Genomic DNA, 14,683 nt, shown 5'->3' with positions numbered 1-14,683 from the left:
TTAATACTCGCACTTTATTGTATCACGATCCGCCTGAGTCAGGGTGTTGCGGATTGTGTCTGAACTTAGAATGCTCCACATAACGCTGGCTATGGTGTTGTCACGGTGTTTGAGACCCAACACATGTCCCAGTTCGTGCACCATCAAGCTTTCCAGATGCACACCTGAACCCATAGACGGGGTGTCGTAAGTAAAGAAGTTAAAGAACTGGTCGTTCAGGATCAGATCCGCTTCATAGATCTGGTTCGAGCGCCAGTACAGGGTCGTCAAAGCCTGATAGTTCTTTTTCGGAGCTTCCTGCCAAGGCCACTCGGTCAGTACGTGTACGGTGCTTTTAGCGTCTTTGGTAGCGGCATTGGCCTGGGAATCTGTCACGCGACTGAAGGTAAACAAAGTCATTCCGGCAGCATCGTTCCAGTGCTGGGCGGCCTTGTTAAGCGCTTCTTCGAACCCAATCGGATAGCTGCTGTGAAGTTTTAATTTTACAGGGATGTTGGATTTCCAGGAAACGCGCTGACCGTAAGAGTTTTGCACAAAGCCACAGTCGGCTTGATTTTCACTGGCTAATAGATCGTCGTCGCCGGGCCCAAGATTGGGGCCCTTTTCGCAGGCGCACAAAGATAGTAGTGTGAGAGAAAGGACGATCCACTTGAACATATACTTGTCAGTTTACACGAGTTTTAAACGCGCAACCTGACAAGAAATGAATACTCGACCTAGGACCTAGTTATAGAACTGAGCGATATCGTCGTGGTTGCGGATATAGGTTTTGAAATCCGGGGACACATAGCTGGACTCATGGATTTTACCCATCGGGCATTTTTCCAAGCCCGACATGCTTTCGCCATCCCAACCACAAGCGCCGACATACCAAGCTAGCTGGCTGTAGTCGACTTTGTAAGCAACCAGGGTAGTTCCTTTAAAGATCGCCACGACTTCTTCCAAAACGGTTTTGCCGTCAGTGTGGAAGTCACCTTGTAAAACGGTGTCGATCCAGATGAAGGCTTGTTTGTCAGAGATGCGTTCAAGTTTTGTGAACTGGAATTTTGTCAGGAAAGAGTCGCGCACGCCGTTTGTGTAAACAATCATCTCGCGGTAAGGCTTCACGCACTCTGCAGATTTACAAACCGATTTGTAGTCTGCGATCAAGTCGTAGAACTTGTTCGCGCCCACGAATTGCTTGTCAGCCAAGGCGTTGAAGGAAATCAGATTCACGGCCAACATCAGGCCCATCATCAGCTTTTTCATAAAAAGTCTCCGTTCAGGTGGACTTGGTATAACCCCCGTGGGGGCTTTTGTATAACTGAAAATGACGGACTTGTTAGAAGCTTTGATTCGCCGTTTCCGCAAGAACGCGCTTCAGAATTTTACCGCTGTCACCTTTGGGAAGGCTCGGCAAAAACACGAAATGCTTGGGAATTTTGAATTTCGCTAGGTTCTGAACGCAGTGCTGGTGCAGGGTTTCCGGCGTCAGGTCATTGCTGCTGCGAACCACAAAGGCTTTGCCGACCTCGCCCCATTTGTCATCCGGAATGCCAATAACTGCCGCCTCTAAGACGCCGGGGTGGGTGCGCAGGATCTGCTCCACTTCAGGGGGGTACACGTTTTCTCCACCCGAAATGAACATGTCTTTCTTGCGGCCGACAACATAGTAATAACCTTCGTCGTCACGGCGAACCAGATCACCGGTGCAAAGCCAGCCCTCTTTGATGGTTTCCTGTGTGGCCTTTTCATTGTGCCAGTAGCCTTGCATGATCATTGGACCACGCAATAACAACTCGCCCACTTGATTGGCGCCCAGCTCGCGGCCTTCAGGGTCGACGACTTTGGCTTCAATATAAAAGTTTGGAAAACCGATAGAACCGATCTTTCTGAGTGCATCTTCTTCATTCAGTGAAAACACATTCGGTCCGAATTCAGTCAGACCGTAACCCTGGCGCACCGGAACGCCTTTTTGATCCCAGGTCTTGATCAGCTCCAAAGGCATGGGTTCACCGCCCACAATCGCATAGCGGATTTTTTCCAGGTTGATGTCGTTGAAGCGGGGGGACCTTGCCATCATTTCCATGGTGGTCGGAACACCGAACAACAGTGTGGCTTTTTCTTTTTCGCTTAAAGATAAAATTTGTTCAGCATCGAATTTTTTTAAGAACACAACCTTGGCTCCACGATGAATGAACGGCGTCGTCAAAACATTCCAGCCGCCTGTGTGGAAGAACGGCAAAAAGATCACCGTGCAGTCGGTTTGAGAAATATTCAAACGCAGGGTTGTGTTGATCGAGTTCCAGAAGATCATCTTGTAAGTCAGGAGGGCCCCTTTTGGGGAGCCCGTCGTGCCTGACGTGTAAAGGATCATGGCCGGGTCCTCTTCCTTCGGTACGAAGGGCATTTCCCCTTGGGCCGGAGGGTTTTGCAGGTCGGTGGCAAAACTGTCTGGACCCTGCAGCAGATAGTGCCGCGTGCCCGGAAGGTTTTCGACGATGTCGCGATAAGCTTCCTGGAACAAAACCAGCTTCGGCGAAGAATCCGTGATGATGTGATTGACCTCTCGCTGGGTCAGTCGGAAGTTGACGGGAACCATGATGGCGCCCAGGCGCTGCAAGGCAAAGAACAGGAATACGTATTCCAGTTCGTTGGTGGCCAGAACCGCCACGCGGTCGCCCTTGCAGATGCCGAACTTTTCGTGCAGCACGTGCGCTCCGGCGTTAGCCAGATCGAAAAATTCAGCGTAGGAAAATTCACGACCCGTATCGCCATCTTTAATGGCGATATTTTTCGGAGAATAAAGCTTCCAGCGTTTCAGCCAATCCAGTTCCATCATTACCTTCTCGTGGATTAAGTGTCGTATCCCCACTCCAGAGCCAGTGCAGCCATGCTCATACCACCGCCAGAGCCCAACATAAAGACCAAGTCGCCTTTTTTCATTTTTTTCTGGTTGGCCGCATCCGCCACCGCCATGCCGATGCTGGCAGATCCGGTATAGCCATAGCGGTCCATCACGTAGTGGGCGCGATCGCGCGGAAGCTCCAGTTTGTCCAAAGTTTCATAGATGCTTTGAACGTTGAACTGGGTGATGAAGAAGTGCTTGATATCAGACGGCTTCTTCTGGATACGATCCAATAAAATGTTAGTCAAACGCGGCCAGTGAATGCCATTGGTCTCGGGCGGAATGCGTTTTGGGAAAGCCAACAGGTGACCTTTGTTTTCCACCACCTGGTGGGTGACCGGCTGGGCGGTGCCCCCGGCATAGATGCCCATATAGTCGTGGTACTGACCGTCGGTGTACATCTGGCTGTCGATGAATCCGGAATCATCTTTGGATGGTTGCAAAATCACCGCGCCTGCGCCGTCGGCGAACAGGGAAGCAATTTTGTAATCATCAAAGTTCAGATATTTGGACATCGCATAGGCGCCCACCACCAGTATGTTTTTATATTTGCTGTCGGCGAAAATATATTTGGAAGCGATATCACAACCCACAACAAAGCCTGCGCACGCGGTGTTGATATCATAAGTTCCCGCATTCACCGCACCCAGGCGGTACGCCACCACCGAGGCGGTGGACGGGGAAAGATAGTCAGGTGTGTCGGTAGAAACAATAATAAGATCCAGATCCTTTGCTGTGATGCCAGCGGTTTTCATCGCCTGTTCGGCTGCGGGCAGAATCAAATCAGACGTGCGCTGATCTTCAGTCATCCAGCGGCGTTCCTTGATGTTGCGGTTTTCCGCCAGGAAGGATCCGATGTCTTTTTTGTAAAGATCATTAAAGTATTGATTGGTGATCACACGCTCAGGCGCGTACATCCCGGTCCCTGCAATTGTCGCTTTTCTTGTCGTCGTCATCATTTAATCCTTTGCGATTTCGCTAATCTAGAATTCAATTTGCGGTCTTTGGCAAGAAAAGAAATTTAGAGCATTCACTCTATACTCCGAGCGAAAAAGTGCTTTTTCCTTTGACGGACCGGGGGCTTGTCGGGGTACTTCAAGTTCATGACAAATATTAATTTTGATTTCAAAAACAAAAATGCCATCGTGACCGGCGGAGCTTCCGGTATCGGTTTTCAAATCACCAAAAGCTTTTTGGAAGCCGGTGGAAATGTTTCCATCTGGGATTATTCTGAAGCAGCTTTGCAAACGGCGAAATCTGAATTTGCAAAGTACGGATCGCAGATTCACATCGCGCAAGTCGATGTGGGCAATCGTGATTCTGTAGCGAAAGCCGCGGCGTCTTTGCCATGGGCTGTGGATATTCTTGTGAACAACGCAGGTATCACCCGCGACAAATCTTTTGCAAAGATGTCACCCGAGGACTGGGATGCAGTCATCAATACCAACCTGACAGGTTTGTTCAATGTCACAAAATCTGTTTTGGAAAAATTCAATCCGAACTCCAACAGCAAACGCATCATCAATATCGCGTCTGTTGTGGCGCTTTATGGAAACTTCGGTCAGACCAATTACGTGGCGGCAAAAGCCGGCGTGATCGGCATGTCCAAGACATGGGCGAAAGAACTGGGTCGCAAAGGTTTCACCTCCAATGCAATTGCTCCGGGTTTTATTGCAACAGCCATGACCAAAGCGATGCCTGCAGAAGTTCTTGACGGCATGAAAGCTAAAGTTCCAGTGGCGCGTTTGGGGGAAGTGGAAGACATCGCCAATGCATGTCTGTTCCTGTCCAGCGAACAAGCGGGTTATATCAACGGCGCTGTGATCAGCGTTGATGGTGGTTTGGTTCTATAAATGATCTGACAACTTTTTATAAGGAGTGACTTCGATGAGATTTCTGTTCTTGGCTTTGAGTGTCTTGGTATCAGGTTTCTTTGTGTCCTTGGAATCTTTGGCAAAGGCTGAAGCGTTCAAAGGCTTCGTTCAGGTTGCTCCACAAAAAGAGTTGTTTGTGGATTATGTTCCCGCCAAAGAAAAGCAGCCCACGGTTGTTTTGGTCAACGGGCTGACCTACAGCACCCGCCAGTGGGATTCTTTCGTGAATGCTCTGCTGGCAAAAGGTGTCGGCGTTTTGCGCTATGATCCGATCGGGCAGGGGCAGACTTTGTTGAAGTATGCTCCGGTGGTGGCGCCGATTCCGGTTCAGGATCAGGTTGCTGATCTGAAGTCGCTGTTAGATAAAATGAATTTAAAAGGTCCTTACAATATTGCAGGACTGTCTTATGGCGGTGGTGTGGCCGCAGGCTTCACCGCCGCTTATCCATCCCTGGTGAAAAATCTGATCATGATGGCGCCGTTCACGCGTCCGCTGGATGGTCAGGATCAGTGGATTCGTGCGCAGATCTGGGCGACACGTCAGATCTTCCCGTTTAATAAAATGTCGGATGATGATCTGTATGACTATTATCTGCACCAGATCATCTATGCGACTTATCCGCAGGCAGAACCCATTGTGCTTGAAAATCCGTTTAAGCTGGAAGCCACCTTCCGTCTGGTTCAGGGTATTCGTAAGTACCGACCGATTGATTTGACGGATTCCATTCCGGCCAAATCCTTACATTTGCTGATTGCGCGTCAGGATCAATACATCAACACCAGCGTGCTGGACGAATATTGGGATGCAGTTCCGGAAAAAGCCCGCGCCAGTCGTTTGTACATCAATGGCTCTGAACACAAGATGGTGGAAGCGGTTCCAAATTTCACGGCAGCCTGGGTTTATCAGATTGTCACTGGTAACAGAAAACTTTCTGAAGGCCGTGACTTTGAAGGTTATCCGTTCCGCGGTGAAGTTCGCAGCGGTCAGGAAGAAATTCAGGTGGGTCGCGAATGATTCATCACGAGGTTGTCGACGGACTGGTTCCGGAAAGTGTTTTTTTCATCCATGGGAACCTGGCGTCCAACCGCTGGTGGTATCCAGCTCAGGAATTCTGGGAAAAGCATGCGGCAGGGAAAAACTATTCCGGTTCTTTGATTTACGCTGAATTCCGCGGGTGCGGTAAAAGTGCCGCCCCCAAAGACAGCAGCGAAGTCGACATGCACCTGTTTGCCGAGGATTTCATCGCGTTGCTCAAGAAACTGAATAAGGGTCCGTACCACCTGGTGGGTCATTCCACCGGGGGTCTGATTGCGGCGCTGATGTTGTCAAAAGCACCCACTCTGTTTAAAAAAGCTGTTCTGCTGGATCCTGTCGGGGCACAAGGCGTCACGTTTGATGCGTCGATGATCACCGCGTTTGAGCAGATGAAGCAGGACCGCGCGCTGACGGCGGCAGTGATCGGATCCACGATTCATAATAATAATCCTCAGTCCCAATACTTCCAGGAAGTGGTGGTGGCCGACGCCTATAAGGCCGTACAAACTATCGGTCACTGGGTGCTTAAAGTCCTTGATGGGCTTGATGTTCGCGAGGATTTGAGGTCCGTGGAACACGAAGTTCTGGTGCTCCATGGAGAGCACGACAAGCTGCTTTCTGAGGGTGATTCTCAAGCTCTGGCGGCGTTGTTTTCGCGTGGTAAATTCGCGCAAATTCCTGACCTGGGACATTGTCCAAATATCGAGAATCCCGAAACCTTTGTGAACATCACTCGGAGTTATCTGTTCTGGTGACGGCGTGGCGCGTTGCGCCGCGCGAAATCAACTCGACCGGGTCGGCGTAATAGGTTGCCCATCAGCCTGTTTTCGGTTAGTTATCGTTTAATATATTACAATACTGTGACAAAACTACTTTGCGTCCCCCAGGGAGTGCCAACCTATGTCTGAGCCTAGAGATGAGTATAACCGTAGTGGTCTGCTGGCGTTTGCCTTTTCAATGGTATTCGTCTGTGCATTCTTCGTTTACATCGTTGCGATCAATAAAGGTGTTGATCTTGGCGAGAACGTTGTAGATCCAAATGCCCCTGCAGTAGAGGGCGCTGTTCCTGTCTTCGATATCACCAAAGTTCAGGATCCTTGGGTTTCCACTCCTGAAATGGTTGCTTACGGTAAGAAGTTCTACTCCACAAACTGCGCTATGTGCCACGGTAACGAGGGTAAAGGCGACGGTGCTGCGGGTGCGGCTTTGAATCCAAAACCACGCAACTTGGTTGAAGGTAAATGGACTCAAGGTGAAGGCGTTATTGCGCACTTTAAAGTTCTGCAAAATGGTATCAAAGGTTCCTCCATGGCGGCTTATTCTCATTTCAAGCCTGCTGACCGTTGGGCCGTGATTCATTTCATCGATTCTATCACTGAAAATAAATCTAAAGACGATCCTGCTAAAGTCGCTGAGTTTGCAAAAACCGCACAATAATTAAGGATTTAATTAATGCTTGCCAATGAGCTGGTATTGAAAACAAAGACAATGGGAACGGTTCTGACGACGGCCGTTCTTGTTTTGTTTTCAGCAGGTGCTCAAGCCTACGACGGCAAGCCGGCTCCGATGGTTGCCAACGAGCAGCCCAAAGAGCTTGAAGGCGTGGGTATCGACGAAAAGTTGGGTTCTAAAATCGACCTGACTTTGAAAGTGAAAGACGACAACGGCCAGGAAGTGGCGCTGGGGTCTTTCTTCGACGGTAAACATCCGGTGATCATTTCGCCGGTGTATTTTTCCTGTCCGGGTCTTTGTAACTTCCACTTGAACGGTCTGACCGACGCGCTCAAGTTGATGGATAAAGATTGGACGATTGGTAAGAAGTTTAAATTGCTGTCTGTGAGTTTTGACTCAAAAGAAACTCCCGACTTGGCGGCAAACAAAAAACAGACTTACATGAAGCTGTATGACCGCGCCGGCTCTGAAAAAGAATGGCACTTCATCACGGCGGACGAATCCACGGTGCAGGCAATGATGCAGTCACTGGGGTTCAAGTTCAGATGGGACGAGAAAGCTCAAGAGTGGGCGCACGCCTCTGCGGCGATTGTAATCACTCCGGACGGAACGATCTCGCGCTATCTGCCGGGGATTATGTTTAATCCTCAGGACATCAAGATCGCTCTGAACGAAGCGACCGATGGTAAAATCGGAACCTTCGTCGACAGCTTGGTGCTTTATTGTTTTAAGTATGACCCACATCAAAGCAAGTACACGCTTGTTGCCTTCAACGTAATGAAGATGGGCGGAGCGGTGATGGTTTTGGTGATGGTAATTTGGTTATTGCCTGTATGGATTCGCGCTCGCAGAGAGCAGAACAATACGGCGGGGAGATAAAGGTACATGATGTGGTTTAATATTGCGAAGGCCCAATCCTTCATGCCCACGCAGGGAACCGAGATTGCGAAGCAGGTCGACAATCTTTATGGATTCTTGCTTGTAACAAGTTTGATCGCCTGCGTCCTAGTGATCGGTGGGATGATCTATTTCGTTTGGAAATACAGACGCAAGTCTTCCAACGACAAGACAGCCTATATCTCTCACAACACAGCGTTGGAGTTCTTGTGGTCATTCATTCCACTTGTAATCTTCCTGGGTGTGTTCGGCTGGGGCTGGTACATCTATCACCAAATGCGCGCGATGCCTAAAAATGCGTTGGAAATCAACGTATTGGGTAAGCAGTGGGCTTGGGAAGTTGAATACAAGAACGGTTTCAAAACCGTGAATGAGGTTGTGGTACCAATCAATCAGGACGTGAAGATCCTTCTGACTTCCTCTGATGTGATCCACTCCTTCTTCGTTCCATCCTTCCGTATTAAACAGGATGCGGTTCCAGGCCGTTACACAGCTTTGTGGTTCAAAGCTGACAAGCTGGGCGAATTCCACCTGTTCTGTACTGAGTACTGCGGTACTTCTCACTCCGGCATGATCGGTAAGTTGAGAGTTGTTTCCCGTGAAGACTTCGACAAATACCTGGAACAGGGTCAGGAAGAAAGATTCCTGCCACTGGGTGAAAAAGGTAAGAAATTGTTTGCGGTTAAAGCCTGCGCGTCCTGCCACGCAGTCGACAGCCCTGCAACAATGGTCGGTCCTTCTTTGTTCCAAAAATTTGGTCACGAAGAAGTTATGGATGATGGTTCCAAGATCGTATTCGACGAAAACTACATTCGCGAATCCATCCTTGAGCCAAACAAACACATCGTTAAAGGCTTCCCTAAGGGCGTTATGCCCACCTTCCAGGGTCAGCTGAACGAAAACGAATTGAGTGCTCTTGTCGAGTACATCAAGAATCTGAAGTAAGGAGTTGAGCATGGCGAAAACTACAGCTCACGGCGACAACTATATTAATTTTGAAAAAGGCATCTGGTCCTGGCTGACTACTGTCGATCACAAACGTATCGGTTTGATGTACTTCATCACTGTTATGTTCTTCTTCTTCATCGGTGGGGTTATGGCCCTGTTGCTTCGTTTGGAACTTTTTGCTCCAAATGCGGCTCCAAACGTGGGTCAGATCCTGGCTAACGGTGACGTTTACAATCAGGTGATGACATATCACGGGGCGATCATGGTCTTCATGGTTATCGTTCCTGGTATCCCTGCGATCCTGGGTAACTTCTTCCTGCCTTTGCAAATCGGCGCGAAAGACGTGGCCTTCCCAAGAATCAACCTGCTAAGCTGGTACTGCTTCATGGCGGGTGCGATCCTGGCGATTGCAACGTTCTTCACTACTAAAATCGACACTGGTTGGACGTTCTACACTCCATACTCCATCAGAACGGGTACAGCGACAGCGATGATGGTTCTTGCAGCCTTCATCATGGGTATGTCCTCCATCCTGACGGGTCTGAACTTCATCGTGACCGTGCACAAACTAAGAGCTCCTGGCATGACCATGCACAGAATGCCTTTGTTCATCTGGTCTTTGTATGCAACAGCGATCCTTCAGATGCTGGCGACTCCGGTTCTGGGTATCACATTGCTTCTTTTGGCGGTGGAAAGATTCCTGGGTATCGGTATCTTCGATCCTAAACTGGGTGGTGACCCGGTATTGTTCCAGCACTTCTTCTGGTTCTACTCTCACCCTGCGGTTTACATCATGATCATCCCGGCAATGGGTATCATCTCTGAGCTGATCACGACCTTCTCCAAAAAAGTCATCTTCGGTTACACGGCGATTGCATACTCTTCTTTGGGTATCGCGGCTGTATCCTTCTTTGTTTGGGGTCACCACATGTTCGTGTCCGGTCAGTCTGAAACGACTGGTATCATCTTCTCCTTCCTGACAATGCTGGTAGGGGTTCCGACGGCGATCAAGATGTTCAACTGGGTTGCGACCTTCTATAAAGGTTCCGTGTCCTTCCAGTCTCCGATGCTTTACGCTTTGGGCTTCATGTTCCTGTTCGCTATCGGTGGTGTGACTGGGGTTATGCTTGCGACTTTGCCAATCGACGTACACTTCCACGACACTTACTTCGTGGTAGCTCACTTCCACTATGTGATGGTGGGTGGTACTTTGATGGCATTGATGGGCGGCTACTTCTACTGGTTCCCGAAAATGTTCGGTAAGATGTACAACGAAACCACAGCTCGTATTTCTTTCGTGTTCATCTTCATCGGTTTCAACGTGACCTTCTTCCCTCAGTTCGTTCTGGGCGCGATGGGTATGCCTCGTCGTTACTTCGACTACATCCCGGCGTACGAGAATCTGAATAAGATCTCCACAGTGGGTTCTTGGTTGATCCTTATCGGCTTCCTGTTCGGTCTTTACACAATCGTTCAGGGTCTGTTGAAAGGTGAAAAAGCTCCGATGAATCCTTGGGGCTCTAAAACTTTGGAGTGGCAGACGGCTTCTCCTCCTCCACATGACAACTTCAGTGTTGAACCAGTAGTAACAGCGGGGCCTTATGAGTACAGATAATACAGCACACGGCGCTCACACAGCACACGTAGCTCACCACTTTAAAACGGCTGAGCAACAGTATTCCTCTGGTAAAGAGGGTATCTGGTTGTTCATGCTTACAGAGATCCTGATGTTCGGTGCGATCTTTGTGGGTTACGCTCTTTATCACAATGAATATCCGGCGATGTTCGCTGAAGGTGCGAAGTCTCTTGATTGGAAGATGGGTTTCGTAAATACCCTGGTTCTGATCTTCTCGTCCTTCACTATGGCGATCTCGATCTCCTTCATCCAGAAGAACCAGCAGAAAAAAGCGGTCCTTGCCCTGGCAACGACTGTACTTTGCGGCGCGATCTTCATGGTGATCAAGTACTTCGAATACCAGCATAAATTCCACCTGGGTCTGTTCCCGGGTAAATTCCTGGATGTTGCGAAAGTGGGCGCAGAACACGCAAACCTTGGTTTGTACTTCGGCTTCTACTACGTGATGACGGGCCTGCACGGTATCCACGTCTTGTTGGGTATGGGTCTGATCACCTGGTGTTTGATCCGCACTATCCGCGGTGATTTCCACAGTCAGTACTGGATCGTTGTAGAAGGTGTTGGTTTGTTCTGGCACATCGTCGACTTGATCTGGATCTTCCTATTCCCTCTTCTGTATTTGGTGGGGTAACAAATGGCTCAACATAACGACAGTAATTCGAATGTTCTTCATCCGCACATCACGCCACTGGCAACTTACTTCAAAGTTGCCCTGGCTTTGTTCGGTCTGACCTTCCTGACAATCATCGCCCACAACTTCAGAGCTGAATTGGGTGCTTTGGCTGCGCCAGTGGCGTTCCTGATTGCTTTGGTTAAGGCTACATTGGTCTGCCTTTGGTTCATGCACTTGAAAGACGACACCAAGATGAATCGCTTTGTCTTTGCATCTGGTTTCTTCTTCCTGGCGTTGCTGTTCGCGATCTGCGCGATCGACTTCGCGACTCGCGTTCACGAAGTCAGCCCGCTGTAAGATTATCGTGCTACGAATCTACGCAGATCTTACCAAGTTTGGCATAGTCGTTTTCTCAGTCCTAGCGGGACTGGCCGGCTATGCCACTGGTTTTCAGATCGAAAATCCCTTTGATTGGAAAATCTTTTTAGAAACCCTGCTGGGGATTTATTTCCTCAGCTCGGGCTCTCTTGCGCTCAATCAGGTTCAAGACTGGAAGATCGACCAAAAAATGCCCCGTACAGCCAAGCGTCCGATCCCTTCCGGTAAAATCAAGCCGGCAGCGGCGGGTATTTTGTCGGTAGGTCTTTTGCTGGTCGGTATGAACATGCTGTTCAAGCTGGAGCCCGTGGCCGGCTGGGTGGGGTTGTTCTGCGTTTTCCTTTATAACGGTCCTTATACTTTGTGGTGGAAACGCCGTTGGGTGTTTGCGGCCGTTCCGGGGGCGATCCCGGGAGCTTTGCCAGTGACTATCGGTTACGCGGTGGCAAATCCGGACATCTTCAACTCGGAGTCTTTGTATCTGTTCCTGATCATGTTCCTGTGGCAGATGCCGCACTTCTGGGTGCTGGCAATCCGTTACAAAGATGACTATGCAGCGGGCGGGATTCCGACTTTGCCGGTGGCTTTGGGCATGGAAAAAACCATGTTCCAGGTCGGCCTTTACACCTTCGTTTATGTGGGTGTGGCTTTGGCGGCGCCGATGTTTGTTCACGCCAGCTGGATGTTTGTTCTGCTGACGTTCCCGTTTGTGTTCAAGGTTCTGCAAGAGTTCTATCGCTACTACAAGTCCAATGGGACTGAACGTTGGCTGGCCTTCTTTATGTGGCTCAACGTTTCCATGTTAGTCTTCATCATCATCCCGGTGATTGATAAATGGAACTTCCTCTTCATTCATCATAACTAAAAGAAAAGGCCCGTTTCCGGGCCTTTTTTATTTTTTGAATTCTTCGGGTGTATCCATCTGATTGAAGGGGTGGGCTTTCTTGAAAGCTTCCAGCTTCAGGCAGTTGTTGTTGATCTTCACCAGGGTCGGGAATTTGGTGATGTCGGCTTTGTATCTTTGAGACGTTAAAAGCTGCGGGATCAGGAAGATGTCGGCCATGGTGATTTCATCGCCGAAGCTGTAAGTTCCAGAGAACCCTTTAAGGGTTGTTTCTAGAACTTCCAAGCCCTGATAGATCCAGTGCTGGGCCCATTCGTCTTTTTGGTCCTGATCGTAGCCGTGTTTGCTGGTCAGGTACTTCAGGGTTTTCAGATTGGCCATCGGGTGCATAAAGGAATTGATCACCTCGCACACTTGGCGGATGCGGGCACGTTTGTAGGCATCTTTCGGCATCAGTGGGGTTTGTGGGAAAACCTCGTCCAGATACTCGATGATGGCAAAGGATTCCGGGATGATCTTGCCGTCGTGAACCAGCGTGGGAACACCGCCCAGTGGGTTGATGGCTTTGTATTCGGGGGTCAGCTGTTCGCTCTTCAAAAGATTGATGGGCTTGTATTCAAAGGCCAGGCCCTTGTGGTGCAAAGCCAGACGAACACGGTATGAAGTGGAGCTTCGAAAATAGTTGTAAAGTACTATCGAGGACATATACTGACTCCTATTGAGCCTCACATTTCATTCTGCTTTTGATTTTCAGTCAAAGGACTTTTCGATGCCCAATCGCTTTATCTTTTCTCTGCGCTTTTCCTCTAAAGTATTTTTGAAAATGGCAGTCCTGGCTTTTGCCATGATCGTCTTCATGACCTTATTCCGACTGAATCTCTATTTTCTTTCGGTCTTTCATGCGACTCCGGATGCGGCGTTTGTTGAAATTGCCCAGTCCTTCCTGGCCGGCTTCCGTTTTGATCTTTTGATTTTTGGATTTCTTTTTATCCCGCTATATTTTCTGGTGATGATTCAGGCGGTTTTGCAGAAATGGCCGCGCGCAGGCTTTCTGTTTTATAAAGTCTATTTCACGATTGTCTGGTTCCTGATCTGCGCGTTGACGTTTGTGGACTTCTTCCATTTCGCGAAGTACGGAAAACGCATGCGTTTTGCGGATTACAATTCCTGGAGCATGCAAAGCTGGTTGGAACAGTTCCAGTCCATGCCGCCGAACCAGTCCTGGATCTTCTGTATCATCACAGTTCTTTTGTTCAGCCTTGGATACATGCTGGTGAAAAGCCTTAAGTTCGGGGAGTGGAAAGACGAGTATTCTCCACAGGCCGGGTCGAAGTTTGAAGTCCTGTGGCGTGTGCTGCTTCCCCTGGTGCTGATTGTTTTGGCCGCTCGTGGAACCGTTGAAGCACACCATCTGGCTTTGGAGCACAGCGAGGTGTCGCTGGATAAGGTTATAAACGAGATGGCACTAAATGCTGTGTGGTGTTTTGATAAGTAATTCAAATTATGGGACTATTTGAGGGCTTCAATGAAAGCCTTTAGGAGGATTAAAATGAAAAAGTTGGCTCTAACAGTGATGGCGGCTTTGGGTATGATGTCATCCGTTGCGATGGCAGATATTGATTATGGTTTGGAAGTGGGTATTCGTCAGCAGTCCGGTGAAGTGGATTCTAATTTGGCTTCTGTAAAATCCCAAATGGGTTTCCAGTTCGGTGCAACAGCTCATTTCCCGATCTCCGGTGCATGGCACATGCGCACAGGTCTGCTTTACACTCAAAGACCGGTGATTGTTGAAACAGATGCGACTGGTGATGAAAACAAGATCAGCATGAACTATCTGGATGTTCCAGTGGCGCTTATGTACAAATTCGAAGAATACGCAGGCGTGTTCGCCGGTGTATCTTTGGGTCTGAACCTGGACAGCGATGCTGAAGTCGGTAAGGTGAACGATGTTAAATCGCCACTGACTCCGATCATCTTCGGTGCCAGCTTCAAATTTGCCCCGCAATTGGGCGCGACTTTGTACTATGAAACCGCCAGCGGTGATGCAGCTGACGGTCTGAAAAACTACCGCGCGGTGGGCGCGAACTTGCAGATCACTTTTGACTAAGAATTTTTTGA

General features: G+C 49.1%; 17 protein-coding genes. 12 read left to right on the top strand and 5 right to left on the bottom strand.

The window, feature by feature from the left end; translation table 11 throughout:
- From ACNQKP_RS02805 to ACNQKP_RS02790, 4 genes are all read right to left on the bottom strand, one after another.
- On the bottom strand, window positions 1–657 hold the full coding sequence (locus ACNQKP_RS02805; protein ID WP_417862707.1) for a matrixin family metalloprotease: 657 nt from the start codon (window positions 655–657) through the stop codon (window positions 1–3).
- 66 nt (window positions 658–723) lie between these two features.
- Window positions 724–1,248 carry a hypothetical protein gene (locus tag ACNQKP_RS02800; protein WP_011162876.1) on the bottom strand — a complete coding sequence of 175 codons (525 nt, stop codon included), beginning with the start codon at window positions 1,246–1,248 and terminating at the stop codon, window positions 724–726.
- 73 nt (window positions 1,249–1,321) lie between these two features.
- Window positions 1,322–2,821 (bottom strand): acyl-CoA synthetase, encoded by a 1,500-nt coding sequence (locus ACNQKP_RS02795; RefSeq protein WP_417862705.1) that lies wholly within the window; start codon window positions 2,819–2,821, stop codon window positions 1,322–1,324.
- A gap of 14 nt (window positions 2,822–2,835) precedes the next feature.
- The gene (locus ACNQKP_RS02790) at window positions 2,836–3,846 is read right to left on the bottom strand and encodes a ketoacyl-ACP synthase III (RefSeq protein ID WP_417862703.1); all 1,011 of its coding nucleotides are present in this window, start codon (window positions 3,844–3,846) and stop codon (window positions 2,836–2,838) included.
- A gap of 144 nt (window positions 3,847–3,990) precedes the next feature.
- On the opposite strand from ACNQKP_RS02790, the gene fabG reads away from it, so the two are divergent.
- The 10 genes from fabG (at window position 3,991) to cyoE (ending at window position 12,586) form a co-directional block, all read left to right on the top strand.
- Complete coding sequence (gene fabG / locus ACNQKP_RS02785; protein WP_417862702.1) at window positions 3,991–4,740, top strand: 3-oxoacyl-ACP reductase FabG; 750 nt, start codon at window positions 3,991–3,993, stop codon at window positions 4,738–4,740.
- 34 nt (window positions 4,741–4,774) lie between these two features.
- Window positions 4,775–5,776: an alpha/beta fold hydrolase gene (locus ACNQKP_RS02780; protein ID WP_417862700.1), complete on the top strand. Its 1,002-nt coding sequence runs from the start codon at window positions 4,775–4,777 to the stop codon at window positions 5,774–5,776.
- Window positions 5,773–6,552, top strand: a complete 780-nt coding sequence (locus ACNQKP_RS02775) for an alpha/beta fold hydrolase (RefSeq protein WP_417862698.1) — start codon at window positions 5,773–5,775, stop codon at window positions 6,550–6,552. The genes ACNQKP_RS02780 and ACNQKP_RS02775 overlap by 4 nt, the downstream gene beginning before the upstream one ends.
- A 145-nt stretch (window positions 6,553–6,697) precedes the next feature.
- On the top strand, window positions 6,698–7,234 hold the full coding sequence (locus tag ACNQKP_RS02770; RefSeq protein WP_417862697.1) for a c-type cytochrome: 537 nt from the start codon (window positions 6,698–6,700) through the stop codon (window positions 7,232–7,234).
- Between the two features lie 36 nt (window positions 7,235–7,270).
- Window positions 7,271–8,128 carry an SCO family protein gene (locus ACNQKP_RS02765; protein WP_417862696.1) on the top strand — a complete coding sequence of 286 codons (858 nt, stop codon included), beginning with the start codon at window positions 7,271–7,273 and terminating at the stop codon, window positions 8,126–8,128.
- Window positions 8,129–8,134: 6 nt separating this feature from the next.
- The gene (gene coxB, locus ACNQKP_RS02760) at window positions 8,135–9,091 is read left to right on the top strand and encodes a cytochrome c oxidase subunit II (protein ID WP_011162884.1); all 957 of its coding nucleotides are present in this window, start codon (window positions 8,135–8,137) and stop codon (window positions 9,089–9,091) included.
- A 10-nt stretch (window positions 9,092–9,101) separates the two neighbouring features.
- The gene (gene ctaD, locus ACNQKP_RS02755; protein ID WP_011162885.1) at window positions 9,102–10,709 is read left to right on the top strand and encodes a cytochrome c oxidase subunit I; all 1,608 of its coding nucleotides are present in this window, start codon (window positions 9,102–9,104) and stop codon (window positions 10,707–10,709) included.
- On the top strand, window positions 10,696–11,361 hold the full coding sequence (locus ACNQKP_RS02750; RefSeq protein WP_080701406.1) for a cytochrome c oxidase subunit 3 family protein: 666 nt from the start codon (window positions 10,696–10,698) through the stop codon (window positions 11,359–11,361). Before ctaD ends, ACNQKP_RS02750 begins: the two co-directional genes overlap by 14 nt.
- 3 nt (window positions 11,362–11,364) lie before the next feature.
- Window positions 11,365–11,700, top strand: a complete 336-nt coding sequence (locus tag ACNQKP_RS02745) for a cytochrome C oxidase subunit IV family protein (protein WP_011162887.1) — start codon at window positions 11,365–11,367, stop codon at window positions 11,698–11,700.
- A 7-nt stretch (window positions 11,701–11,707) separates the two neighbouring features.
- The gene (gene cyoE, locus ACNQKP_RS02740) at window positions 11,708–12,586 is read left to right on the top strand and encodes a heme o synthase (protein WP_038450612.1); all 879 of its coding nucleotides are present in this window, start codon (window positions 11,708–11,710) and stop codon (window positions 12,584–12,586) included.
- A gap of 27 nt (window positions 12,587–12,613) precedes the next feature.
- On the opposite strand, the gene maiA is transcribed toward cyoE, so the two are convergent.
- Window positions 12,614–13,270: a maleylacetoacetate isomerase gene (gene maiA, locus ACNQKP_RS02735; protein ID WP_417862694.1), complete on the bottom strand. Its 657-nt coding sequence runs from the start codon at window positions 13,268–13,270 to the stop codon at window positions 12,614–12,616.
- 118 nt (window positions 13,271–13,388) lie between these two features.
- Here maiA and ACNQKP_RS02730 point away from each other — a divergent pair, with 118 nt between their 5' ends.
- Window positions 13,389–14,060: a hypothetical protein gene (locus ACNQKP_RS02730; protein WP_417862693.1), complete on the top strand. Its 672-nt coding sequence runs from the start codon at window positions 13,389–13,391 to the stop codon at window positions 14,058–14,060.
- A 54-nt stretch (window positions 14,061–14,114) separates the two neighbouring features.
- Complete coding sequence (locus ACNQKP_RS02725; RefSeq protein ID WP_226987892.1) at window positions 14,115–14,672, top strand: porin family protein; 558 nt, start codon at window positions 14,115–14,117, stop codon at window positions 14,670–14,672.
- Window positions 14,673–14,683: the final 11 nt, after the last annotated feature.

Source organism: Bdellovibrio bacteriovorus, from assembly GCF_048286975.1.
In the GTDB taxonomy this organism is placed as follows: Bacteria; Bdellovibrionota; Bdellovibrionia; order Bdellovibrionales; family Bdellovibrionaceae; genus Bdellovibrio; species Bdellovibrio bacteriovorus_H.
This window is presented reverse-complemented; position numbering and strand designations above follow the sequence as displayed.